Source organism: Silvibacterium bohemicum, from assembly GCF_001006305.1.
GTDB classification, from domain to species: Bacteria; Acidobacteriota; Terriglobia; order Terriglobales; family Acidobacteriaceae; genus Silvibacterium; species Silvibacterium bohemicum.
The window spans coordinates 171398-194924 of sequence record NZ_LBHJ01000004.1 but is presented as its reverse complement, the minus strand read 5'-3'; the positions used below and the strand labels follow the sequence as shown (position 1 = coordinate 194924).

Below are 23527 nucleotides of genomic sequence, written 5' to 3'. Positions count from 1 at the left end.
TTGATCCAAGCAACATCCGCGCCTCTATCGGTTGATGTGCGCGGATGTTCTGCTTTCGAAGGACAGCCCTAGCTCTTGGTCAGCTCGTCCAACAGGACTTTTGCCTTGACCGCCAGAGTATGCGCCCCGTCAAGGTCATCCTGAGTGAGAGCCTGCTTGGCTTTGCCGAGAAAGGTGCGAATCTGCATGGTCGTTTGCTGCTCGGCGGGAGAGAGCGTCCGTTTCAGATCGCCGAGACCCTTCTCGGTTGACGCAATGATGTCGAGAACAGTCTGTCGTGTCGGCGTGCCCGTGCTCTCACCCGCCGTCGAAAGCTGGCCGATAGGAGATGTTTCCGGAGCGTCGCCTGCGGCAGCCTGTTGGGTAACAGCGGCAGGAGGAGTTTCCTTGGCCGGGTCCTTCGTCGCCGTGGTCTGGTCGCCGGAAGCCGGAGTGGTGGTTGTCGGTTTCGTTGGCTTGCGGCGCGTTGTGCGCTTCGGCTTGGAGGGCGGAGGCTGAGGAGGTTCATCTGATCCCGGAGGACCGACCTTGGGTACTTCAGGCTGGGGAACTGGAGGAAGCGCAGCGACCTGCCCAATAGGTTTGGGCGGCAGCGGTGGCGCCTGCGCCGCCACCGGCGTAACAACCGGGGTCTTGTGTGTGCAGCCAGCCAGAAGCGTGGCTAGCAGCATGAAGGCCGCCATCTTGCGTGCGGATTTCATTCCAGTGGTCCCTTGAAGGCAGGTAAATTTGTTTCCAGTAAACCGCGAAGTCTTAATTCGGACAGGCTGGCGACGGGAATGCTCAACGTGAAGGTGGTGCCGACGCTTGTTTTCGATTCTACGTCAATCTGCCCGTTATGAAGTTGCAGAATTCGATAGGTCATCGCCAGACCGATTCCGCTTCCCTCGCGCTTCGTGGTGAAGTAAAGATCGAAAATGTGCGGCCGGATATCGTCCGGAATGCCTTCCCCTTGATCTTCAATCCGCAGCCGCGCGGTACGGCCGTCCTCGGTGAGCCGGACGGAAAGCTGGCCACCCTGGTTCATGGCCTGTGCTCCGTTGATCACAACGTTGAGCAGCGCCTGTTTGAAGAGGTCAGCGTCGATTTTGGCGATTACCGGGTGGTCGGGCAGCTCGCTCACCAGGTGGATATTACGTGTTTCCAGTTCGGCGGAGGCCAGCAGGAGAACACTTGACACGATCCTGCGCAGGTCCTGCTCCTGAAGCTGCAGCTCGACCGGACGGGAGAAATCGACCAGCGTCTGCACCACGCGATCCAGCCGGCGGATCTCGCTCTGGATGATCTCCAGGTGCCGCAGCGCGCCGGACTCCGAATCCATCTTGCTGCGGAGCAGCTCCAGGTGGACGACGATGGCGTTGATCGGATTCTTCACCTCGTGGCCCACGCCGGCGGTAAGCCGTCCAATCGCCGCCATGCGTCGCGAGAGCTCCAGCTCGCTCTCGATCTCGCGCACCGATTCAAGATCGTGCAGAGTCAGGAGCGCGCCCAGCGACTGGCCGTTATCGGATGCGCGATCGTCATGAATGAAGTCGAGAGAAATTTCCACGCGACGACCGGTTTCGGTGATGATCTCTTCCTGAACGACGGACATGCCGGCGTCGAAGGCCTGCCGCACCGTCCGTCCCAACAGCGAGTGCCGGTCGAAGATGTCGTGGACTTCGGCGCCCAGGACATCATCGCGGTTCACGCTGAGAAAACGCTCCACCGAGCGGGAAACCAGCACTGCACGCGCGTCCCGCGTAAACAGCATGATGCCGTCCTGCAAGTTGGAGAGAATCTGGTCGAGGTTTTCTTTCAGAGCTGAGAATACCTCTTCGACGTTGCGCATGCGCCGGCCCAAGCGTTCGATCTTGTGCGAAACCTGCAGCACGGTGTCGGTTGAGGCTCCCGAATCGAGTTCGCCTGCCGGTTCGGCCTGGGACAATGCATCGAGGCGGGCGCTGATCTGGGCAAGCGGCTGCAAGGCAAGGTTGGCCACGAAGACCGCCACCACCAGCGAGATTGCGATGGCGAGAGCAATGTACGTGAATGCATCGCTCAGCCACGGATAGAAGGCGTTCTTCAGAAATGTATTGCGGATGCCCACCCGTACGGTGAGAAACGGCTGGTTATCCCGCTCCAGCCCCAGCGTGAGGTTATAAACACGGGGCGCTCCGAAGACCACTCCGATGGTTCGATAGAGCGAGCTTTTGAGCAGAGTTGCGTAATCGGGGCGCACCGGAAGAAGCTGATCTTCCTGTGCCGGATCGGGCGCCGTGATAATTCCGCGGCCGTCGCGGTCGGCGATAGCGACATCGATTACCGTGGGCGAATAGCTGATGACCGAGTTGATGAAAGCTGCGAGCCCGGGATCGCGGCGGAGCGAATCTGCCACCGCCGAACGCAGCGCGGCCGGATCATTCACATTGATCTGGCGGTTGCGCAGGCCATTCTCCAGAGCTTCGCGAGTCGCGAACTGAAGCTGATGGGCAATGACGTCCGTCGACTGATAGGCCTGCTCGATATGCTGCTGCAGCAACTGGGTCATGTATAGCCACGACAGGACGGTGGTTATCACAAGGACCAGAAGCGTGATCGCGGCCGAAAGTTTAGTCTTAAGTCGCATGCGCAGTCGGCTCCATATCGAAGGCGATTTCCGCCCTTTCAAGGTGCCAGCGCTAGTGTAAGCCCGGCAACCCTCGTAAGACGAAGATTCGCAATGGTGGGGAAACCCGGTTGTTGACTTCGCCACGGAAACTTTTAGAGCCTAACAGGCTTTAGAAGCGCATTTACTGTTCCTGCGGCGCGTCGGAGTCGATACTGCTGCCATATTCTTTTAACTTATTATGGAGTGTCTTGAGACTGATGCCGAGTTTCTCTGCGGCTCGGGTCTTGTTATTGCCGGTCGATTCGAGAGTTTTCAAGATGAGAAGCTGTTCGGCCTCGTCCACCGTCGCGCCGACCTTCACCTGAATCGCATTACTATCCACTTCTCCCGAGGGCCTCACCGTTCGAACACCGAAGCCGGGTGGAAGATGATGCGCTTCCAACTGGTCTTCCATAGATAAGACGACGGCGCGCTCGATGGTGTTGCGCAGCTCTCTCACGTTGCCCGGCCAGTCATACGCAACCAGCCGGGACATCATCTCGCTGCCTACTCCGCTTACCCGCCGGTTGTGCTTGCGGTTCATGTCCACCAGCATGGAGTCGACGATCGACGGAATATCCTCTTTGTGTTCACGCAAGGGCGGCATCTGCAAATTAAATACATTCAGCCGGTAATAAAGATCACCGCGAAGATGTCCGTCCTCGACCGCTGTCTCCGGCTCCTTGTTGGTCGCGGCCAGAACGCGCACGTCCACCGGCGACTCGACCTTGCTACCCAGCCGGCGAAGCTTACGTTCTTCAAGAACTCGAAGCAGCTTGGCTTGCGTCCCGATTGGCATTTCGCCAATCTCGTCGAGCAGCAGCGTGCCTTCTTCGGCCAGTTCGAAGCATCCCGCCCGGCGTTCCAGAGCGCCAGTGAAAGCGCCCTTTTCGTGCCCGAAGATCTCGCTTTCGATAAGAGTCTCGGGAATAGCGGCGCAGTTCACGGCGACAAAGGGCTTCGACTTGCGCGGGCTCAGTTCATGCAGCGTACGTGCGACCAATTCCTTACCGGTCCCGCTCTCGCCGGTGATCAGCACCGAAACATTCGACGGAGCTACGCGCTCGATCAGCGCAAAGAGCTCCTGCATCTTCTTTGACGAGCCGACCAGCGGCCCCAGCACGCCGGTATCGCGGAGCTTGCGCCGTGTGACTTCGAGCTCGCGCTCGGTTTCGCGCTGGCGTGTGGCGTTGGAAAGAATGGTGCGCAGCCGCGTCGCGTCCACCGGCTTCTGCAAAAAGTCGTAGGCGCCCATCTTCATCGCTTCAACCGCCAGCTCGATCGAGCCCTGCGCGGTGAGCACTACCACGGCCTGCTTCTCGTTCAGTTCATTGAGGCGCTCGAGCAGCTCGAGTCCGTCCATCCTGGGCATCTTTAAATCGGTGACGACAATGCCCGGCTGCCACGCTTGTACTCGCTCCAGCGCTTCCAACCCATCCCGAGCCGTATCCGTGCGGTAACCCCAACCAGAAACCAACTCCGCAAGACCGGTCAGTGCGTGTAATTCATCTTCGACGATCAGAACTTTCTCTTGATTGGCCATAAAACTGCTAAGGGGTCTTCTTATCTTGTATCACGCAAGGATGGTCTCTCGCGCTCAGGAGGCCGTGTCGAGGTATTCTGAGGAGACGTATGGAATTCGAAATTTCCCCCGCCGAGCTGAAGCAGATCATCGCTATCCCGCCCAATGCCGACGTGCATTCCAGGCCGATTTTGCTGGATGTACGCGAGCCCTGGGAGTACGACGCCGCACACATCGAGGGCAGTACGCTGATGCCTATGGGCGACGTTCCAGGTAGAGCTTTTCAGGAGCTCGATCCCGAAGCGCACATCGTGACCATCTGTCATCACGGAGTGCGCTCGTTGAATGTGGCCGTCTGGCTGCGGAACCAGGGCTTCGAAAATGCTCAGTCCATGCGTGGCGGCATCGATGCCTGGTCGGCGGAGATCGATCCGTCTGTGCCGCGGTATTAACCGAAGATCTCCGGATAGGAATTCTTTCCGGCCAGGAAATTCTGGGGTGGCACGATGGCTCAGAGCAATACATCGCAGCAGACTGGCGACACTCAGCTTGACCTAAGCAAAGTAGCTACGGCAGTGACCGTTTCCGCCGCAGTGGCGTATGCAACCGGCGCGCTTGCCATCAATACCTACCTGTATGAGCTCGGCATCACGGACTTCTCGTTCGCGAAGCCGAAACTGATCCTCACCGGGATTCTGGTGCTGGCTACTTTTCTGCTGCTGGCCTTCTCCCCGATGTTTTTCGCCTGGAGAGTTGCAGGCTCTCGCAAAATTGGAACCCGGACTCTTCCCACCTTCTGGAAGATTGCCCCGTGGACCCTTACCCCCATCGTTCTGCTGGTGGCGGCATCCGCCTCGCTGTGCTTCAAGGACCCTACCGGCCTAGGTCAGATTACCGTCTGGGCCGTGTCGAAACGAATGGGGACGCGAACCCTACCCAAGGAATTCCTGGGAACCTTGGTCGTTGCCGCCGGAATCTATTCTCCGGTATGCATCGCCACGCTCTCCGCCTTCTGGTCCAAGCGGGCATTCGTCCGCATGCAGCAAGATGCAGGCAGGTCGGCGACCGGAGTGCAGATCGTCTCCTTTGCAGTGGCCGTGACCTGCACGATCACCTCCTTCATCGCATACGTCTATCTTTTTACCCTCACGTTCTATCCCGCTGTCCCGCAAGCCTTCGGAGGCGGCCAGCCTTACTTCGAATCCTTAGTCGTAAGCAAGGACGCAGGATGTGAGTTTCAGCAGCTGGGAGTGCCTTTCATCAATGCGCAGCAGACCATCACTTCTCCCCTCCCCGTGCTCCACGAATCGGACATACTCTTCGCTGTCTGGCTGAAGGGAAGTGCTGGAGAGATTGAGAACGGAATGAAGTCCGGTCTCGGCAAGGGTCACTTCGTTGTTGTTCAGCTCGATAAGACCAAAATCAACGCCACCCGCGCGTATTCCTTCGGCGAAGATGCGCCGACTCTGGCATCTCCTCCCGCAGCCTGTGATTGAGCTGGAAACGCGAACCTGGTCAAAGCACATTGAGTCCCACGCGCAATTTATACTCAGCTGTCGCGATTTCAAGCCTTAGGAGTCAAGAATGTCTTCCCCCGCAGTAGACTTTGCCCGCGCAAATCACACCCGCTTCCTCGAAGAGCTCAAGGCGCTTCTGCGCATTCCTTCCATCTCCACGCTCCCCGAACACAAAAAAGATGTGAAGGCCGCTGCCGATTGGCTGGCTGCCGAGCTGAAGCGTATCGGAATGGAAAACGTCGAGGTCATCGCGACTGCCGGCCATCCGCTGGTCTATGCCGACTGGCTGCACGCCGCCGGGAAGCCAACCTCCCTCTGCTATGGACATTACGATGTCCAACCGCCGGACCCGCTCGACGAATGGAAAACTCCGCCCTTCGAGCCTACGGAACGCGATGGCAACCTGTACGCACGCGGTGCGGTCGACGACAAAGGCCAGATGCTGATGCACGTCAAAGCGCTGGAATCGCTGTTCCAGGCGCACAACGGCAAGCTGCCTCTCAATGTCCGCGTCATTCTCGAAGGGGAAGAAGAAGTCGGTGGAGAGCAGATCGCTAAATTCGTTCGTGAGCACGGCGACCGCTTGAAAGCTGATTTTGCCCTGGTCTCCGATACCGAGATGTTCGCCCCGGAGCTGCCCACGCTCTGTGTCGGCCTGCGCGGCATGATCTACACCGAAATCGAAGCGCGCGGCGCCAAAACCGATCTCCACTCCGGAATGTACGGCGGCGCAGCGCCCAACCCCTTTGTCGCGCTGGCGCAGATCATCACCCAACTCAAAGATCCATCAGGCCGCATTCTCATTCCGGGCTTCTACGACGCGATAAAGGCGCCCAGTGAAGACGAGCTGAAAGCCTGGCAGACTCTGCCCTTCGACGAGGAGCACTATCGCACCACTGAAGTCGGCTCGTCCCAGCTCACCGGCGAGCCCGGTTTCTCGGTGCTGGAGCGCACCTGGGCGCGCCCCACGCTTGATGTCCACGGCATGCCCGGCGGCTTTACCGGAGCCGGCGCGAAGACCGTCATCCCAGCCAAAGCGGTCGCCAAGGTCTCGATGCGCCTGGTCCCGGATATGACTCCGCAGCAGGCCTTCACGCAATACAAAAGTTATGTTGAATCGCTCAAGCCCAAGGGCATCGAGCTGGATGTTCGCCTCATTCACTCCGGCGACGCAATCGTCGTGGGCACCGACAATCGCTACATCGAAGCGGCAAAAGATGCGATGAAAGATGTCTGGGGGCGCGATACTGTCTTCGTGCGCGGCGGAGGCTCGATTCCCATCGTCGGCGATTTCGAGCGCCACCTGAAAATCCCTACGGTGATGATGGGCTTCGGTCTGCCTGACGACAATCTCCACGCGCCGAACGAGAAGTTCCATATCGCCAACTACTACCGCGGTATCGAATCGATCATCGTCTTTTTCGAGAAGCTGGGCTCGGCCTAGTAGCTGCTATTGTCATCCCGAGCGAAGCCTAGGAAACTGTGGTTTCTCGGCGGCTGCTACAAGTAACCGCGTGCCAACGCGCATCAGGAGACTGAACCAATGACTTATATTCCCGACTCTAAGCGTTACGACACTGCAACCTTCCGCCGCTGCGGAAAATCCGGCATCGTCCTTCCGCCGGTGTCCCTCGGCCTATGGCAGAACTTCGGCGGCGCCGACGTCTTCGAAACCGGCCGCGCCGTCATCCGCCGCGCCTTCGACCGCGGCGTTACGCACTTCGATCTAGCCAACAACTACGGCCCGCCTTACGGCTCGGCAGAAGAAAACTTTGGCGAGATTTTGCGCAAGGATTTCCGCGGCCTGCGCAACGAGCTGCTTATCTCCTCCAAGGCGGGATGGGACATGTGGCCCGGCCCCTACGGCATCGGCGGCTCGCGCAAGTATCTGCTCGCCTCGCTCGACGAGAGCCTTGAGCGCATGGGCCTCGACTACGTCGACATCTTCTATTCGCACCGACCCAGCATGGATGTGCCGCTCGAAGAAACCATGGGCGCACTGGCCTCCGCTGTCCATCAGGGCAAGGCGCTTTATGTGGGCATCTCGTCCTACAGCCCTGAACGCACCCGGGAGGCGGCGCAGATTCTCAAGAGCGCCGGCGTGCCGCTGCTCATTCATCAGCCCTCCTACTCCATGCTTAATCGCTGGATCGAGCACGGCCTGCTCGCTACGTTGGACGAGCTCGGCGTGGGCTGCATCGCGTTTTCGCCGCTCGCACAAGGATTGCTCACCAACAAATACCTTCACGGGATTCCGGAGAACTCACGGGCCAAGGCCGAAGGCTCCTTGCAGAAGGAGCATCTCAGCGAGGAAAACCTCAAGCGCGTCCGCTCCCTCAATGAAATCGCAAAAGGCCGGGGCCAGACGCTGGCGCAGATGGCGATTGCCTGGGTGCTGCGCGACCATCGCGTCACCTCGGCTCTCATCGGGGCGCGCAATGTTGCGCAGCTTGACGACTCGCTCGATGCGGTGAAGAAACTCGACTTCGGCGATGCCGAGCTGAAAGAGATCGATAGCTATGCGCGGGAAGGCGAACTCGATCTTTGGAAGGGCGCCCGCGAAGGCACAGAATAGCGCGATGAACGCCTTCGTCCTCGCCGGCGGCCTGAGCTCGCGCATGGGGCGGGATAAGGCTCTCCTTGAGTGGCGAGGCCGCCCGCTCATCGAGCATGCGCTCGACAAGCTGCGCAGTCTGGGCTTCACGCCGCGCATCCTCGGCGTGCGGCCCGATCTGGCGCGTTTCGCTCCCGTCATCCCTGACAACATTCCGGCCCGCGGACCTCTCGGCGGTATCGAGGCCGCGCTGAGCCTCACCGATGCCGATCTGAATCTTTTCCTGCCCGTCGATCTTCCACGTCTCCCCGTGGAGTTTCTGCGCTGGATGGCCGCACGTTCTGCAATCGCTGATGCCGCGGCCACCATCCCCTGGCACAGCGGCCATCCCCAGCCGCTCTGCGCTGTCTATCACCGCCGCCTGCTTGCGCATATAAGCGCAGCGCTCTCTCAAGGCGACGGCAAGGTGATGCGCGTCATCGCACAGGCCGCGCAGGCGGAACACATGTCCATCGACAACTTTCAGATTGAACATGTTGCAGCCGCGCAGCGGAGCGGGTCTTTGCCGAGTGAGGATTGGCCTCACAGTCCACCAGCCCACACGTGGTTTGAGAACCTCAACACACCTGCAGATCTGGCGCGGGCTAACGGATCTTGAGAGAGAATTGATTTCGAAATGTCTCCGCGGGCGCAGAGTAGGCAGCCAGAAGGTTCTGCCGATCCGTTCTAGGGCTTTTTGGCCGAGGGGGTGAGATGGCGCAAGAGAAATTCTTGAATTACGCCGTTCGCCATGTTTGCGGCAATATCAATGGCAGTGGTGTTGAAAACCAAGCCCGGTCCGCGATTTCTCTCCGGATAGTAGCTCTCGGCGATGGCTCCCGAGATAAGAAAGCCGCCGATGCTGGAAAAATTAAACTCCGGTTTACCGTTGTCGCCCTTGCAGATAATGGAGCTGGTGAGCGCGTGGCGCAGTCGCGACTTCGTCGTTCCCGTTCCCTGATAGTAATAGCGTGGGTCCTGGTGCAGGAGCGACGGCAAAATCGCTCCGCCGAAGAGGATGTCGGTTACACCGTTGGTGTAGTTGGCTCCGAAGCGCTGGGCGTATCCCTTCGCCCCTTGCCCGTAATCGGGCGTGTCGCCTGCCTGATCGACGGCCGATATGAAAGCCGCGCCGAGGAATGTGACCGGATCGATCGAAGTGTGCAGAGCCAGCTGGAATTTCAGCTTCGCGGTGAGCGGCGCAGGATGCTGGTCATAGACCACGTAAAAATTGGGGACGAAGCCCAGAACACGCTGCTTCTCTTCGATGTGAACCTGTTCGGTAGCGATCTCTTCCGGGCTCAGGACGGCGGTCACCGTGGTTATCGACGCGGCAACCTGCAGCGTGATCTTCGAAAGCTCCAGATATTGCCCTGGCTGCAGCGTGATGGACGGCGAGGTCCACGGCGCGAATCCGGTGGCGCTCACAACGAGGTGATAGGCGATACCTGGTCGAACGTAGTTGATGATGAAAAAACCGTTGTCGTTTGCAGCTACCTTCGCCGCGGGCGTCAACGGGCTATCCGAGTCCTGGCTCTCGAGGGAGACAGCCGCCTCCGGAATGATGTCGCTTCGCACATCCGTTATCGTGCCCACGATGGTTCCGGTTTGTGGTTCGGGCGCAGAGACTTGCTGAGCCGGCAGATGCTGCACGAGCGCACAGATCATTAAGATGGAAAAGAGCAATCTGATGCGCATTTTCGAAAAAAGTTCTCCCCGTGGCCGGATGACCTTCCATAGGACTCTGGAAACCGCGATTTTGGTGCAAAAAGGCAGCTGATAATTACGACCCTGCAAAAAATTCAACGTCCCTGTGTCCGGATAAATGGCTCGCGCCGGATTCGCAAAGCCCAGAGAGGTAATCGCGGGGCTCAATCGGGTTTCATCGATTCGTTACCAAAAGGCTTATCGAATCGCTATGACGGCATTTGAGCTTTTGCCTTACTCTGGAGTGAGGAGCGATTTTTTGGCGAGCAATCCCCATCAGGAACCGGGTTTACCGGAAATCGAAACCGTCGGCGCCAGCAACGGCCGCAATGGCGGCACTTACGGCAACGGGCACTCAGAGATCGCGCGTGTCGACGACAACGCGCCCTATATTGCTTTCGACAAGGTATCGAAGTCCTTCGGCAACCTCACCGTGCTCGATAATGTCAGTTTTTTCGTCAAGCCGGGTGAAACCCTCTGCATTCTCGGCCGAAGCGGCGTGGGCAAGTCGGTTTCGCTGCAGCAGATCATGGGTTTTCTCAGGCCCGATTCCGGAAAAATTCTGGTTGCCGGCCAGAATATCTGCGGCTATTCCGAAGAACAGATGCAGCAGGTGCGCCGCAAGGTCACCATGGTCTTCCAGAACGGCGCGCTCTTCGATTCGCTGAGTGTTGGCGAAAACGTGGCCTTTCCGTTACGTGAGCGCCGCGAACTGGCCGAGGACCAGATCCAGCAAATCGTCAACGGACTTCTCGATATGGTGGGCGTCTCCGGAATGACCGAACTGCTGCCCTCCGATCTCTCCACCGGCATGAAGCGCTCCGTGGCGATTGCGCGCGCCCTTTCCGCGCAGCCCGATGCGATTCTCTATGACGAGCCAACCACTATGGTCGATCCTCTGATCGGCCGCCTCCTCGGCGACCTGATTCAAAAGCTGAAGCATCAGCTGCGCCTGACCAGCATCGTCGTGACCCACGACATGCGCTTCGCCGAGCGCCTCGCCGACCGCGTGCTCTTCCTGCATCAGGCCAAGGCTCATTTCTTTGGCACCATGGACGAGATGAAAGCCTCCGACGACGAAATTCTCAGGCAGTTCCTCGACCTCGACGCCCTGGTTCTACCCAAAGCCTAAATTCTTGACGCATGACGACCTCTCCGGCCACCACAGCAGATTTCATTGGAACCTGGCGGCTCCTCGATTATTCTTTCGTTCACGATGATGGGGTGATTGAAAAGCCCTGGGGCACGGACGTGCGCGGCTACCTCATCTATTCAGCTGAGGGTTACATGAGCGGTAATCTGGGGCCGGCCCGCCGCAAGCGCGGAGTCATCGAGCGCATCAGCCCCGACCCTGCCTCAACAGACCGTCCCCGCCGCAACCGCAGCTACATCGCCTATACCGGCCGTTACACGATCGAAGGCGATAAGGTGATTCATCATGTCGAAGCCAGCCTCTTTCCTCACTGGGTCGGCCGCCCTGAGGTGAGGAATTACAAGTTCGAGGGCGATCGGCTAACGCTTCGCACCGGCCCGCTCAAGCAGGCGAGACACACCATGGTCGCGCAGCTCGTCTGGGAGCGGGTGCAAGAGGAATGTGTGCAGGAAAGCGCTTCGTATGCGGAATGAATCCCGCGAGGGATTGTTGTTATCCAATGTAGAAAGCGTTCGGTGCCGGCGGGCCTGAACAACGCCTCCTAACTCAACCGACAATTTCACCGGAATTTTCCACGGAGCAGATCTGGCGCGGATGGCCTCTTCGAAACACAACCTTACCTGGATCATCGTGCTGCTCGGCTCCCTGTGCGTGGTCACGCCGTTCGCCATCGACATGTATCTGCCGGCATTCGCGCGTATTGCGGCGGAGTTCGGCACCACCACCTCGGCCATCTCCCTTTCGCTCTCGACGTATTTTGTCGGCTTTGCGCTGGGCCAGCTGATTTATGGCCCGATGCTCGACCGTTTCGGTAGAAAAAAGCCGCTCTATGTAGGACTCGTTGTCTACATTCTCTGTTCAGTAGGCTGCGCACTGGCTCCCAACCTCAGAACATTCATCGCACTTCGCTTTCTCGAAGCGCTGGGCGGATGCGTAGCCCAGGTCGGCGCCATTGCCATGGTGCGAGATTTTTTCCCGGCGAAAGAGAGCGCCAAGATCTTCTCGCTGCTCTTCTTGATGATCGGCACCTCGCCGCTTCTGGCTCCGACCATCGGCAGCGCCATGATGGCGGGTCTCGGCTGGCACTGGATCTTCGTTTTGCTCGCAGCCATCGCATTTGTCATTCTCGTGGTTACATTTTTCTTCCTGCCCGAAGGCCATCGCCCAGACCACTCCGTCTCTCTGCGTCCAGGGCCTATCTTTTTCGGTTTTTGGAATATTTTCCGTAATCCGCAGTTCCTTACGTACACTTTGGCCGGAGCCTTTTCCTTCGCAGGATTGTTCACTTTTGTGGCCGGCTCGCCGGTCATCTTCATGGACGGCTTTCACATGGGCACGAAAGCCTTTGGCATCACCTTCGCGGTGCTGGTGATGGGCTTCATCGGCGGCAACAATGTGAATGTCTTCCTCCTGCGCCGTTACAGCAGTCAGGGGATTTTTCTTGCCGCGCTGGTGATGCAGGTTTTCATTGGAGTCGGCTTCGTGCTCGGCGCCCGCGCTCATGTCGTGGATTTGAAAGGAACGCTGGCGTTGTTTTTTGTCTTTCTCGCCTGCATCGGATTCACCTATCCGAATGGAGCCGCTATCGCCCTGGGGCCGTTCTCGCGCGACGCCGGCCGTGCTTCTGCGCTAATGGGATTTCTGCAGACGGGCATCGGCGCGCTCATCTCCATGGGCATCGGCTTGCTCGGTGTTCAGGCAGTTATCACCCTCATGGCGGGCACGGCTCTCGTGGCACTCGTGACCCTGCTGGTTGGCAGGACGCGGGTCGGCGAACTCGTCATTAACGATGAGCGGGAAGTTTTCGTCGCCCACTGACGCTCCTGCAATAAATGCCGCGGTTGTTACACTGGAGCTGTGAAGATCGCGCTAGCCCAGATGAACCCCACCGTCGGTGACTTCGACGGAAACGCCCGCAAAATCCTCGATTTCACCGCTCGCGCGCAGCAGGGCGGGGCGGATCTGGTCATCTTCTCCGAGCTCTCCGTCAGCGGATACTGGCCCGCAGACCTGCTCGAGAAGCCGGCCTTTGTGGCCCGCGCAGGGCAGGTCGTCGAAGAGATCGCCGCGAAGACAGCCAACAGCTCCATCGCTATCATTCTTGGATACGTCACGCCCGCTCCCCACGGGAGCGGCAAGCACGTTCGCAACTCGGCTGCGCTGCTGCGCAACGGGCACATCGAGTTTGTGCAATCCAAGATGCTGCTCCCGTTCTACGACGTCTTCGACGAGCAGCGTTATTTTGCTCCCACAGAAAAACAAAGGCTCTTCTGTCTTAACGGAGAGAACGTCGCGCTCACCATCTGCGAAGATGCGTGGAACGACAAGAGCTTCTGGGAGAATCGTCTCTACACAGTCGATCCCATCGAAGAGCTGATGCGCGCCGGCGGCAACCTTATCCTCAACATCTCAGCGTCGCCTTACTGGCGCGACAAGCGTGAGACGCGCCAGCGAATGCTGGCTGCCATCGCCCGCCGTCACCATGCGCCGGTGCTCATGGTGAATCAGGTCGGCGGCAACGACAGCCTCATCTTCGATGGATCGAGCATTTCACTCAATCGCGACGGCGAGGTGATCGCCCAGGCCAAGTCCTTCGAAGAGGATCTGATCTTCATCGATACCCAGGCGCTCACCGGCGATCTGCACACCTCGAAATCCGCGTCGGAACACGAAGCCATTTTCTATGCACTTGTCACCGGCACACGCGACTACGTGCGCAAGTGCGGCTTCTCGAAAGCCATCATTGGACTGAGCGGCGGCATTGATTCAGCCCTGGTAGCCGCGATCGCCGTTGAGGCGCTCGGCAAAGAAAATGTACTGGCCATCGGCATGCCCAGCCCTTATTCGTCGCAAGGCTCAATCGACGACGCCCGCCATCTCGCCGAGAATCTCGGCATTCGCTTCGAGCTGATCGGCATCTCCGACCTCTTCGCCGAATACAATAAGTCGCTTGGCCCGCTCTTCGCCGGTCTCCAGCCCGACATTACGGAAGAAAATATTCAATCGCGTATTCGCGGCAACCTGCTCATGGCGCTCTCTAACAAGTTCAACGCGCTGGTGCTAACCACCGGCAACAAGAGCGAGATGTCGACCGGTTACTGCACTCTTTACGGCGACATGGTTGGCGCGCTCGCTGTGATCGGAGATGTGCTCAAGACCGAGGTTTATGAGCTCTGCCGCTATGTGAACCGTGACGGGGAAATCATTCCCGAGTCGATCATCGAGAAGCCGCCCTCCGCCGAGCTGCGGCCCGATCAGAAAGACACCGACTCGCTGCCGCCCTATGAGATCCTCGATCCCATTCTCGAGGCCTACGTCGAGCGCTACGAAACGCCCGAGGCCATCGCAGCCTCCCACAACCTTGATCTCGAAATGGTGCGCAAGGTCGTCAAACTGGTGGAACGCAGCGAGTACAAACGGCAGCAGGCAGCGCCGGTACTGAAAGTCACCGCAAAGGCATTCGGAATGGGCCGCCGTTTCCCCATCGCCGTCAAAGTTCAGGTATAAGCGAAGTCGAAAAGGAAGAGGGAAAGATGGGTGTTGTTCTGCGTCTGTCGAGCACGGGTGTGACGAAGATGTTTCTGAGGTCTGCACTTGCCGGAGCGCTGCTGGTGAGCGCGACTCATGGGTCTTTCCTTTACGCGCAGGAGGCTCCCGCTGCTCCAACTCCAGCTCCCGCAACTTCTGCGCCGCAGTTTCCGCCCGTCGGCCCCAACAATTTTTCTGCCACCACGCCGACTCGCGAAACCGTAGAGCAGTTCCTGAAGATTTCCTGGGGATACGACACCGACCGCGTATGGGAGGTCTTCGCAATTGAACCCACGCCCGCGCCGAACGTCAGCAAAGTTACTATCTATGTGGCGCAGAAAAGCAATGCGCAGCAGATTGCTCCGCTGGTCTTCTACGTAACTCCTGACGGCAATCACCTTATCGCCAACGAGGTGCTCCCCTTCGGTGCGCATCCTTATGCCGAAACTCGCCGCGCCCTGCAGGAGCGGGCCGCCGGTCCCAGCCGCGGAGCCAGCGACAAGAAGTTCGAGTTCGTCGAGTTTGCCGATTTTCAATGCCCGCACTGCAAGGCGGTGCAGCCGACCATCGAACGGCTCGTTCAGGATTTCCCCAACGCGCGCTTTGTATTTGAGAACTTCCCGCTGGTCTCCATTCACAGCGAGGCCTACAAGGCTGCGGCCTATGGTGTTTGTGTCGCGCAGCAGGGAGGCGACGCGGCGTTCTTCAAATATGCTGACGCTGTTTTCGCGAATCAGCAGAATCTGACTCCGGAGGGTTCCGACGCTGCGCTTGGCGAAGCTGTCACGAAAGCCGGATTGGACCCCGCCAAGATCGGCTCCTGCAGCTACACCAGCGCCGGGAAAACTCCTGTCGATGCCTCAGTGAAGCTGGCTCGCGATCTAAACGTGAACGAGACGCCGATGCTCTTCATCAACGGCCGCCAGATTCCCGTAGGCGAAGTAGCCAACGGCGAGCTGCCCTATGAAAAGCTGAAAGAGATCGTGGCCTATCAGTTTTCGCTCGACCAGTAGGCGCGCAGAAAACATCTGCGGCGAGGCTGGGTGGAGAACTCGGGGAGTTCCCCCCGGCCTCATCGGTTCAAACTGCTTGATCCCATGAAAACAGGCGAAATTCGTCCGCTCCGCGGCATGCAGCCGGATGACACCCCGCAACAATTGGGCGCATACTACGTCTAATGAAGCAGGGTTCCGACTGCTTCGGGAGTTCTCCATGCGCAATCTATCTTTTTCCGATCGCCGTCCGGCATCGATTCTTCTGGCTGCCACTCTGGCTCTTTCAGGACATGCTTTCGCACAGTCCGGTCAGCCCGCTTCGACGCCCGCGCAAAACGCGCCGCAGAGCACCTCCCCGCAGTCGACTCAGCCAGCAAGCACCCAGACCCCGGCGCAGAAGGGTCCGGTCCAGACTTCGCCGGTGCCGCCAACGGACACCCCGGCCGCCAATTCCGACTCCGCGCCCCCATCCTCTACACCGCCGCCTCCGCCGCCTAGCAAAACGCCCAACGCCGACGGAAGCATGCCCGGAATCAAGCAGGGCAGTATCGAAGATGTGAATGCGGTAGGCACGCGCAATATAGGCGCGCGTGGCATGGGCAACTGGTATTCGACCGAGTCCGAAATCAAGATGGGCAAGTCCTATGCCATGCAGCTCGAGAAGAGCACCAAGTTCATCACCGATCCGATGGTGACCGAGTACATCAACCGCATCGGCCAGAACATCGTAAAGAACTCGGACTGCAAGGTTCCCTTCACCATCAAGGTCATCGACACCGACGAGATCAACGCCATGGCGCTGCCCGGCGGCTTCTTTTATGTGAACTCCGGCCTGATTCTGGCCGCCGATGAGGAAGCGGAGCTGGCCGGCGTCATGGCTCACGAAACCGCCCACGTCTGCGCCCACCACGCGGCCCGCGAGATGACCCGCGCGAACTACGCGCAGCTCGGCACCATTCCTCTCATCTTTATCGGCGGGTGGACAGGCTACGGCATCTACGAAGCGGCGAACATCGCTATCCCCGTGACGTTCCTGGAGTTCTCGCGCGAGTTCGAGGCTCAGGCCGACTACCTGGGGATCCAGTACATGTACCGGGCAGGCTACGATCCGCAGGCCTTCATCACCTTCTTTGAGAAGATCCAGGATCTCGAAAAACACAAGCCCGGCGCGGTCGCGAAAGTGTTCTCCGATCACCCTCAGACACCGGACCGTATTCAACATTCGCAGGAGGAGATCGCCACCATCCTGCCTCCACGCGACGAATACATCGTGACGACGTCGGAGTTTGACGATGTGAAGGCGCGGCTGGCCCGCATCGAAAACAAGCGCAAGTTGACGGACGGCAAGAATGGCCAGAAGCCGACCCTGCGCAGGGTCAGCAACTCTGACTCGAATGGAAGTGGCAGTAGCAACGGCGGCGACGACGAGCGTCCCACGCTCCACCGCCGGGACGATTCCGGAACTGGTTCGGGATCCAACCCCAGCTCGGGCTCTGGAACGGGGACCGGAACCGGAAGCGGCACTGGAACGGGGAGCGGCACGGGCACGGGCTCGGGAAGCGGGACTGGCAGCGGGTCAGGGTCCAGCTCGGGGAGCGGATCTGGAACCAGCGGCGGAAGCACCGGCTCTGGTTCAGGGACGGGAAACAGCTCCAGCAATTAGCAATAGCTCTGCCGTTATCAGGGGCAAACGATACGGTGAGCCCCTGATGCTGCTTTGGTAATCCCTCGAATCGGGTACCCCTCAACAACTTGTGTTACCACTTTTTGTTTGGGTTGCGGCCTGTCACGGGCATATCCTGAAGCTGACCGAGCCGGTTCTGCGACCGGTGACGGCGACTCGAGGTCTCCGGAACCTATGGCATCCACCACCGTCGCAAAAGATCGCGGTACCGATTCAAGCATCTCCCGTCCTCATCTGCCGGCCACCCCCGAGCCCATGATTTCCTGCGATGAGCGGATCTTCCGCGAAAACTTCAACCGCGTCCCCTTTGAGGTTGCGCACCGCTTCAGCGGCCATCCGCTCTTCGAGCTTTCGAGCCTGGTCGAACTGGCGGCGGAAATCACCTCCCGCAACGATCCCCATCGTCCGCACGGCGATGCGTATTGCCTCATCGGCACCCCGGAACATGGCGATAAAGCCCTGGAGTCTTCCAAGCCGATCCGGGCCGTCGCCGAAACCATCGAGGCAATCCAGAATGCCAACGGCTGGATCATGCTCAATCACGTCGAGCGCAACCCGGCCTACCAGAAGGTCCTCGAAGACGGCATTGCCGACGTTCTCCAGCTCGCGGGCCGTCAGGTCAAGAACAAGATCAAGTGGTTCGAAGCCATTCTTTTTGTCACGTCCCCCGGTCGCGCCACGCCTTATCACGTAGACCGCGAGTGCGCCTGGCTGCTGCAGATCCGCGGCGACAAGCAGATCCATCTCTTCAACCGCGCCGACAAAGAGGCCGTTCCCGATGAGGAGTTAGAGCGCTTCTGGGCGGTCGATAACCAGGCAGGCGTCTACAAGCCGCAATTCGAATCGCGCGCATTGGTCTACAACCTGCGCCCCGGCACCGGCGTACATCTTCCGGTCAACACGCCGCACTGGCTCAGGAACGGAGACGACATCTCCATCTCCATGAACCTGAATTTCGTCTTCCACGACAGTCTTTGGGGAAATATCTACAAGGCCAACCACATTCTGCGCAAACGCGGGCTTCATCCCACGCCGCCCGGCCAAAACGCCCTCAAGGACGGGGTCAAAGGCGCTGCATGGTCGGCAGTTCAGCGTGTCAACGGACTCATCAAGAGCCGCCCCTACCAGCCGCAAATCGCGAAAGAGCAGAACGAAAGAATATTCAAATTGATGGAAGGCCGCTGGTGACTGACCGTCACGGGCGTTCGCGCCGGTGGCGCATGAAGTGAGTTTTATTGCTTCACCTGGCTCACCCTAAGAGAGTGGCCATCACCAGCGCGAAACGAAGGCTGTCAGCGGTTGCACGCCGCAGTACTGCTTCCGATCAGACAAAATAACAAACTTTGCTCAGTTACTGAGCCAAACGAAGCGACCAAAGGAAGCGAAGCCTAAACACACGCGCCACCGGCGCAGATGCCTGGACGGCCAATCCCTAGCATTTCTTGCAGCGGTCCAGGATGGCTTTCTGTAGCCGTTCGCGCATGGTGTCGGGCAGTGTATAGAGCTCGTGCTTGCGGTAGATCTCGATGGTCTTGCGCGTGGTGCTGAGGGTCACGACGCAGTGGTCGCATCCGCTCAAATGCTCTTCGAGGTCGGCCCGCATGGTCGCGGTCACATGGTCGTCGATCAGGTCGTCGAGCTGAGCCAAAAACTCTGAGCAGGTCACTTTGCACCATCCTTACCATTTTTGCGGAAGTAGCGGCTGAGCCGCTCCCGCAACTGCAGCCGCGCCCGCAAAAGGCGCGACTTCACCGCTGGAATACTTAAACCCAGGGATTCGGCCGTTTCTTCGGTCGAAAGCCCATCAACGTCGCGCAAGACGAAAACCACCCGGAACCCCGGAGGCAATCCCTGAATCGTCTTGCGTAAGATGTCGGCCATCTCCGACTGCCCGTACTGGGCCTCCGGATCGGGGCTCCAGTCCGCCAGATCGCGCGGCATGGATCCTTCCTCGGTCTCGACATCCTCATCGATCGACACCATCTTGCCGGTGCGACGTTTACGCAGACGCATCAGCGATTCGTTCACCGCAATGCGCACCAGCCAGGTATAAAACTTCGAATTCCCCTGGAACTGGTCTAACTTCTCGTACGCCTTCAGAAACGCATCCTGCATGACGTCTTCCGCGTCCTCGCGGTTCTGCGTGATGTGCTGGGCGATACGAAAGATCTGGCGATCGTATTGCCGCACCAGCTTCTCGTACGCCGCAGTGTCACCTTCACGCGCGCGATTGACCAGCGCTACGTCGGGATGAACTTCTTCCGGCTGAACTTCTTCGGTCCCTTGTGTTTGGATAGTGGACATGGCAGATAGTTTCAGAAAAAGGGCCCTCGGCACTGGCGTGGTTTCCCGCGACAGCTCCTCTTTCCATCCTATATGCGGCAAGGGAGCGAGGGCAAAGTTGTTGGCAACGTTGTTCTTGACGCTTCTGGGATTGGGAGGCTGCAGAACGGCGCCCCGAAATGACGCTCAGCCCGACATAATCAAGCGGATCGTGATGAAAAAATGGACTATCGAGCCCAACCGCATTGAAGTCCCGCAGGGAGGCGAGGTGGAGCTGGTGGTTACTACCACGGACGTCGAACACGGCATCGCCATCCCGGGCCTAGATATCCGCGAACCGGTCCAGCCCGGAAAAGAGACCGTCATCCGCTTCAAAGCCAACACTGCCGGAACTTACCCCATGAGCTGCAGCATATTGTGCGGCACAGGCCACAAGCAGATGACCGGTGTGATCGTGGTGACTGCTGCCGTTCCTGCAGCATCCCATTAGCTGCGTTCGACTCGACCGGGCCGGGTTTCAGTAACAGTCTATTGCCACCACGACTTACCTAACTGGCACCCAATATTTCTCGGTTATCCAGTTTGGAAACATTCTCTCGATTGCCGATAGATCAACGCAAATCCCGAGAGCATTTCGTCATAAAGTAGGAAGAGGGAGTAAAGCCATTGCCAGGCGCGGATTTTTCACGACTGAGGAGATGGACGAAGACGGGAAGCATCCTGCTTCTTGGCTCGTCTCTGCTCATGGGGCAAACCCAGTCCTCAACTACTCATAAGAAAAAAGCGGCCGGCCACTCCGCTTCGAGCACGACGAAGAAGTCTTCCGGAACCACGCACAAGGCCGCTGCCGGCCACGCCTCGCATGCTGCCGCAATTCGGCGCGCGGCTACACGAAAGCGCGCCCGTCGCCCCCTGTCCGCCAAGCAGATCGCGAAGAGCCGCAAGCTGCAGCAGGCTTTTGTCGCGTCCTCGCAGCTCAGGCCGATGGCGCAACAGCTCTCGACCATCCGGACAGCCGCAGCGTATGAAGGTGTAGCCGCATACGCCCACTCGCATACCGGTGAGGCTGCTGCTGCTGCTTATCTCGCGATCGGTCACGCCTATCTGCTCGACCACAAATTCCCCGAGGCAGTCTCCGCGTTGCATTCGGCGAATTCTGTGGGCGATGCGCTCGACGATTACGCCGACTACCTCACCGCGCAGGCTTATCTGCAGAGCAACCAGCTGCCTGCGGCCGAGACGATACTTGATGGCTTCATCGCCAAGCATCCCGACTCCATCTTCGTCGCCAGCGTGCCTGTCTTGCAGGCGAATCTCTATCTGCAGGAGGGCGACCCGCAGGCAGCGCTGAGAGTGCTCGATGCCCATCGCAGCGAAGCCATCGCGGGAAAGGCCGATTTCCAGCTGGCCGATGCGAAAGTGAAGTTGATGGCCGGCCGCTCCGCTGACGCACTGCAGGCCTTCCGCCACATCTATCTCAGCTTCCCGCTCAGCAGTGAAGCGGCTGCGGCGCGCACGCAGCTGGTCTCTTCCGGAGCCATTACGTCGCTTTCCGCCGACGAACGCCGCCACCATGCCGATGCCCTGTACGCGGCCGGCCGCTATGAAGGTGCAGCCGAGGAATACCGCTCGCTCGGCGATGATTCCTCGCTCGACTCCAATGCCCGCAACAGCATGCTGGTGGCTGCTGCCGCCTGCGACTGGAAGCTGAAGCGGCTCGACAGAAGGGAACTGGAGCGCCTGCCCGACACCAGCGACGATGCCGGTGCGCGCCGCCAATACCTGCTGATGGAGCTGGCCCGCGACAAGGATGACACCGAGACGCAGCGCTCCATCGTGGAAGGGATGAAGGCGCGTTTTCCCTCCAGCCCATGGCTCGCCGAGGCCCTCTATTCCAGCGGCAACATGTATCTGTTGCGCAAGGATTTTCCCACCGCAATTCTCTATTACGGCGACCTAGCGCACCGCTTTCCCAAATCCTGCGAATCGCCGCATAGCGGTCCCTGCTCGAACTACTCACCCAGCGCCCACTGGCGGGCCGCATGGCTGACCTACCGGCAGGGCGATTCCGCACAGGCCGCGACTCTTTTCGACGAACAGATCACGCTTTACGCCGGTGGCAAGGAGATCCCCTCCGCGCTCTATTGGCGCGCGCGACTCTATGAAGACGATCATCAGGCCGCGCAGGCTGCGAAGTACTATCGCACACTCACCCGCGTCTATCGCCACTACTACTATGCCGAGCTGGCGCAGGAGCACCTCGCGCGTCTCGCTCAGAGCGATCCATCGTTACTGCTGCAGACCGCTTCCGTCGCGCAGGCGGGGGATGCACCCAGCACCGCTCAACTCGACGCGCTCCAGCCTGAAGACGTTCCGGAGCTGAGCGACGACGTTCCCGATCAGGATCCGCACCTGGTGAAGGCCAAGCTGCTTGCCAATGCCGGTCTGAACGAATACATCACCGCAGAGATTCGTGCCGCCGACGGCAGCGACGAATGGGGAGCCTTTGCCGAAGCCGCCATCTACGCGGCCTATGGCGAAACCGCGCACGCCATGCGCCTGATGAAGCGCGCCGTGCCCTTCTATACCTCGGCGGCGATCGATGCCATCCCCATGGCTTACTGGCGCATCCTCTTCCCGCAGCCGTACTGGCAGGAGATTAAAGACAGCGCCGCTCGCAATGGCCTCGATCCTTACATGGTTGCCTCGCTGATCCGTCAGGAATCGGAGTTTAATCCCAACGCCGTTTCTAACAAAAGCGCCTATGGGCTCATGCAGCTGCTACCCAGCGTAGGCAAGACGATGGCCAAGCAGGAAGGCATGGGCCGCTTCGAGACGAATGAATTGGTGGATCCGGCTACCAACATCCGCCTCGGTACTCGCTACCTCAAACAGACGCTGGACAAATTCGGCGGCCATCCCGAGTACGCCTTCGCGGCATACAACGCCGGAGACAACCGCGTTCTCGATTGGCAGGCGATGGGACACTTCCGCGACATGGACGAGTTTGTCGAGTCCATCCCCTTCACCGAAACCAGGGAATACGTGCAGGCCATCATCCGCAACGAAGAGATTTATCGTGAGCTGGACAAGGCTGCAACGCAGCGAGCGGCTGCCCGCTAACGCGTTCGCTCTCGCATACCGAGCGGTATCCGGCATTGCCTCGACTGCCGCCGCCCTCTCCCGACGCTCTGGAAATACGCTGCCGGCGTGCATGGAGCTCCTCATTTCCGCAAAAAAAATGGCCACCGTGGGGGCGGAAATCATTCATTCGGATGAATTTTCAATGACGCAGTTGTAATCCGACTAAAGTTGTCGTATATTATGTCTATTGCGAATGAGTCGCAACTAGATCGCCATGCTCAAAAGATACGATTTGCTGAATGCCGTAGAAGCACAGGGAGTTCGCCTGACCGCCCAGCGTCGCGCTCTCATCGAGACGATTCAGGAAGCGAAGAGCCATCTGGATGCTGCGAGTCTTCTGGAGCTGGCCCGCAAGCGTGATCCCAAGATCGACCGCGCCACGGTCTACAGAACGCTTGAGCTGCTGAAGCGTCTGGGCATGATCGATGAGCTGGATCTCATGCACCTCAATGGCGAGAAGCACTATTACGAAGTTAAAACGCAGAAGGATCATCTCCACCTGGCGTGCTTCAACTGCGGAGAGATCGAGGAGTTTACCAGTCCAACCTTTGAGCGATTGAAGCGCGAGATCGCAGATAAGAACGAATTCGACATCAAGGTCATGCGCCTCGAAGTCGGGGGGCTCTGCAAACGATGTGCGGCGCGGAAACCAGTTCTGCAGTAAGTCTTTGAACAAAACGCCAGATCCTCGCGGCTGACTCTTGGCGGAGACCGCGAGGACCTGGGAACCACAGCCGGATAGACTGCGGGCTTCCTTCACTATAGGGTCGCT

The 23527-nt window shown here is 59.1% G+C and carries 21 protein-coding genes; 15 read left to right on the top strand and 6 right to left on the bottom strand.

Features of this window, described 5'->3' with window-relative positions:
* Positions 1-68: 68 nt before the first annotated feature.
* From XX99_RS11475 to XX99_RS11465, 3 genes are all read right to left on the bottom strand, one after another.
* Positions 69-701, bottom strand: a complete 633-nt coding sequence (locus tag XX99_RS11475; RefSeq protein ID WP_050059542.1) for a hypothetical protein — start codon at positions 699-701, stop codon at positions 69-71.
* Positions 698-2608 (bottom strand): two-component system sensor histidine kinase NtrB, encoded by a 1911-nt coding sequence (locus XX99_RS11470; protein WP_050059541.1) that lies wholly within the window; start codon positions 2606-2608, stop codon positions 698-700. Before XX99_RS11470 ends, XX99_RS11475 begins: the two co-directional genes overlap by 4 nt.
* A 163-nt stretch (positions 2609-2771) precedes the next feature.
* Entirely contained in the window at positions 2772-4172 is a 1401-nt protein-coding gene (locus XX99_RS11465; RefSeq protein ID WP_050059540.1) for a sigma-54-dependent transcriptional regulator, read from the bottom strand.
* Positions 4173-4261: 89 nt separating this feature from the next.
* Between XX99_RS11465 and XX99_RS11460 the strand changes: the two genes are divergently transcribed.
* The 5 genes from XX99_RS11460 (at position 4262) to XX99_RS11440 (ending at position 8880) form a co-directional block, all read left to right on the top strand.
* Positions 4262-4603, top strand: a complete 342-nt coding sequence (locus XX99_RS11460; protein WP_050059539.1) for a rhodanese-like domain-containing protein — start codon at positions 4262-4264, stop codon at positions 4601-4603.
* 54 nt (positions 4604-4657) lie between these two features.
* Positions 4658-5647, top strand: a complete 990-nt coding sequence (locus XX99_RS11455; RefSeq protein ID WP_050059538.1) for a hypothetical protein — start codon at positions 4658-4660, stop codon at positions 5645-5647.
* 88 nt (positions 5648-5735) lie between these two features.
* Positions 5736-7112 (top strand): dipeptidase, encoded by a 1377-nt coding sequence (locus tag XX99_RS11450; protein ID WP_050059537.1) that lies wholly within the window; start codon positions 5736-5738, stop codon positions 7110-7112.
* 99 nt (positions 7113-7211) lie between these two features.
* Positions 7212-8243 (top strand): L-glyceraldehyde 3-phosphate reductase, encoded by a 1032-nt coding sequence (gene mgrA, locus XX99_RS11445; RefSeq protein WP_050059536.1) that lies wholly within the window; start codon positions 7212-7214, stop codon positions 8241-8243.
* A gap of 4 nt (positions 8244-8247) precedes the next feature.
* Positions 8248-8880, top strand: coding sequence for a molybdenum cofactor guanylyltransferase (locus tag XX99_RS11440; RefSeq protein WP_050059535.1), 633 nt, complete (start codon positions 8248-8250; stop codon positions 8878-8880).
* 68 nt (positions 8881-8948) lie between these two features.
* Here XX99_RS11440 and XX99_RS11435 read toward each other — a convergent pair whose 3' ends face one another.
* Entirely contained in the window at positions 8949-9959 is a 1011-nt protein-coding gene (locus XX99_RS11435; protein ID WP_050059534.1) for a carboxypeptidase-like regulatory domain-containing protein, read from the bottom strand.
* A gap of 370 nt (positions 9960-10329) precedes the next feature.
* Between XX99_RS11435 and XX99_RS11430 the strand changes: the two genes are divergently transcribed.
* From XX99_RS11430 to XX99_RS11400, 7 genes are all read left to right on the top strand, one after another.
* Complete coding sequence (locus tag XX99_RS11430) at positions 10330-11100, top strand: ABC transporter ATP-binding protein (protein ID WP_050060090.1); 771 nt, start codon at positions 10330-10332, stop codon at positions 11098-11100.
* A gap of 11 nt (positions 11101-11111) precedes the next feature.
* Complete coding sequence (locus XX99_RS11425; RefSeq protein ID WP_050059533.1) at positions 11112-11594, top strand: lipocalin-like domain-containing protein; 483 nt, start codon at positions 11112-11114, stop codon at positions 11592-11594.
* Between the two features lie 121 nt (positions 11595-11715).
* On the top strand, positions 11716-12939 hold the full coding sequence (locus tag XX99_RS11420) for a multidrug effflux MFS transporter (protein ID WP_050059532.1): 1224 nt from the start codon (positions 11716-11718) through the stop codon (positions 12937-12939).
* Positions 12940-12978: 39 nt separating this feature from the next.
* Positions 12979-14628, top strand: coding sequence for an NAD+ synthase (locus XX99_RS11415; protein WP_050059531.1), 1650 nt, complete (start codon positions 12979-12981; stop codon positions 14626-14628).
* Between the two features lie 26 nt (positions 14629-14654).
* The gene (locus XX99_RS11410; RefSeq protein WP_050059530.1) at positions 14655-15662 is read left to right on the top strand and encodes a DsbA family protein; all 1008 of its coding nucleotides are present in this window, start codon (positions 14655-14657) and stop codon (positions 15660-15662) included.
* 199 nt (positions 15663-15861) lie between these two features.
* Positions 15862-17307 (top strand): M48 family metallopeptidase, encoded by a 1446-nt coding sequence (locus XX99_RS11405; RefSeq protein ID WP_082125497.1) that lies wholly within the window; start codon positions 15862-15864, stop codon positions 17305-17307.
* Between the two features lie 195 nt (positions 17308-17502).
* Entirely contained in the window at positions 17503-18516 is a 1014-nt protein-coding gene (locus tag XX99_RS11400) for a hypothetical protein (RefSeq protein WP_050059529.1), read from the top strand.
* A gap of 244 nt (positions 18517-18760) precedes the next feature.
* Here XX99_RS11400 and XX99_RS11395 read toward each other — a convergent pair whose 3' ends face one another.
* Both XX99_RS11395 and XX99_RS11390 read right to left on the bottom strand, forming a co-directional pair.
* Positions 18761-18994, bottom strand: coding sequence for an anti-sigma factor family protein (locus tag XX99_RS11395; protein ID WP_050059528.1), 234 nt, complete (start codon positions 18992-18994; stop codon positions 18761-18763).
* Positions 18991-19632: a sigma-70 family RNA polymerase sigma factor gene (locus tag XX99_RS11390; RefSeq protein WP_050059527.1), complete on the bottom strand. Its 642-nt coding sequence runs from the start codon at positions 19630-19632 to the stop codon at positions 18991-18993. Before XX99_RS11390 ends, XX99_RS11395 begins: the two co-directional genes overlap by 4 nt.
* Here XX99_RS11390 and XX99_RS28345 point away from each other — a divergent pair.
* From XX99_RS28345 to XX99_RS11375, 3 genes are all read left to right on the top strand, one after another.
* Positions 19631-20101: a cupredoxin domain-containing protein gene (locus XX99_RS28345; protein ID WP_082125496.1), complete on the top strand. Its 471-nt coding sequence runs from the start codon at positions 19631-19633 to the stop codon at positions 20099-20101. The genes XX99_RS11390 and XX99_RS28345 overlap by 2 nt on opposite strands.
* A gap of 176 nt (positions 20102-20277) precedes the next feature.
* Positions 20278-22734 carry a lytic transglycosylase domain-containing protein gene (locus tag XX99_RS11380; protein WP_156185949.1) on the top strand — a complete coding sequence of 819 codons (2457 nt, stop codon included), beginning with the start codon at positions 20278-20280 and terminating at the stop codon, positions 22732-22734.
* A gap of 235 nt (positions 22735-22969) precedes the next feature.
* A complete protein-coding gene (locus XX99_RS11375) occupies positions 22970-23419 on the top strand; it encodes a Fur family transcriptional regulator (protein WP_050059524.1) in 450 nt (149 codons plus the stop codon).
* The last annotated feature ends 108 nt before the right edge of the window (positions 23420-23527 follow it).

Coding starts and splice junctions, on each gene's coding strand:
- XX99_RS11475 (WP_050059542.1), bottom strand. CDS start 701: ATGAAATCCGCACGCAAGATGGCGGCCTTCATGCTGCTAGCCACGCTT.
- XX99_RS11470 (WP_050059541.1), bottom strand. CDS start 2,608: ATGCGACTTAAGACTAAACTTTCGGCCGCGATCACGCTTCTGGTCCTT.
- XX99_RS11465 (WP_050059540.1), bottom strand. CDS start 4,172: ATGGCCAATCAAGAGAAAGTTCTGATCGTCGAAGATGAATTACACGCA.
- XX99_RS11460 (WP_050059539.1), top strand. CDS start 4,262: ATGGAATTCGAAATTTCCCCCGCCGAGCTGAAGCAGATCATCGCTATC.
- XX99_RS11455 (WP_050059538.1), top strand. CDS start 4,658: ATGGCTCAGAGCAATACATCGCAGCAGACTGGCGACACTCAGCTTGAC.
- XX99_RS11450 (WP_050059537.1), top strand. CDS start 5,736: ATGTCTTCCCCCGCAGTAGACTTTGCCCGCGCAAATCACACCCGCTTC.
- mgrA (WP_050059536.1), top strand. CDS start 7,212: ATGACTTATATTCCCGACTCTAAGCGTTACGACACTGCAACCTTCCGC.
- XX99_RS11440 (WP_050059535.1), top strand. CDS start 8,248: ATGAACGCCTTCGTCCTCGCCGGCGGCCTGAGCTCGCGCATGGGGCGG.
- XX99_RS11435 (WP_050059534.1), bottom strand. CDS start 9,959: ATGCGCATCAGATTGCTCTTTTCCATCTTAATGATCTGTGCGCTCGTG.
- XX99_RS11425 (WP_050059533.1), top strand. CDS start 11,112: ATGACGACCTCTCCGGCCACCACAGCAGATTTCATTGGAACCTGGCGG.
- XX99_RS11420 (WP_050059532.1), top strand. CDS start 11,716: ATGGCCTCTTCGAAACACAACCTTACCTGGATCATCGTGCTGCTCGGC.
- XX99_RS11410 (WP_050059530.1), top strand. CDS start 14,655: ATGGGTGTTGTTCTGCGTCTGTCGAGCACGGGTGTGACGAAGATGTTT.
- XX99_RS11405 (WP_082125497.1), top strand. CDS start 15,862: ATGCGCAATCTATCTTTTTCCGATCGCCGTCCGGCATCGATTCTTCTG.
- XX99_RS11400 (WP_050059529.1), top strand. CDS start 17,503: ATGGCATCCACCACCGTCGCAAAAGATCGCGGTACCGATTCAAGCATC.
- XX99_RS28345 (WP_082125496.1), top strand. CDS start 19,631: ATGGCAGATAGTTTCAGAAAAAGGGCCCTCGGCACTGGCGTGGTTTCC.
- XX99_RS11390 (WP_050059527.1), bottom strand. CDS start 19,632: ATGTCCACTATCCAAACACAAGGGACCGAAGAAGTTCAGCCGGAAGAA.
- XX99_RS11375 (WP_050059524.1), top strand. CDS start 22,970: ATGCTCAAAAGATACGATTTGCTGAATGCCGTAGAAGCACAGGGAGTT.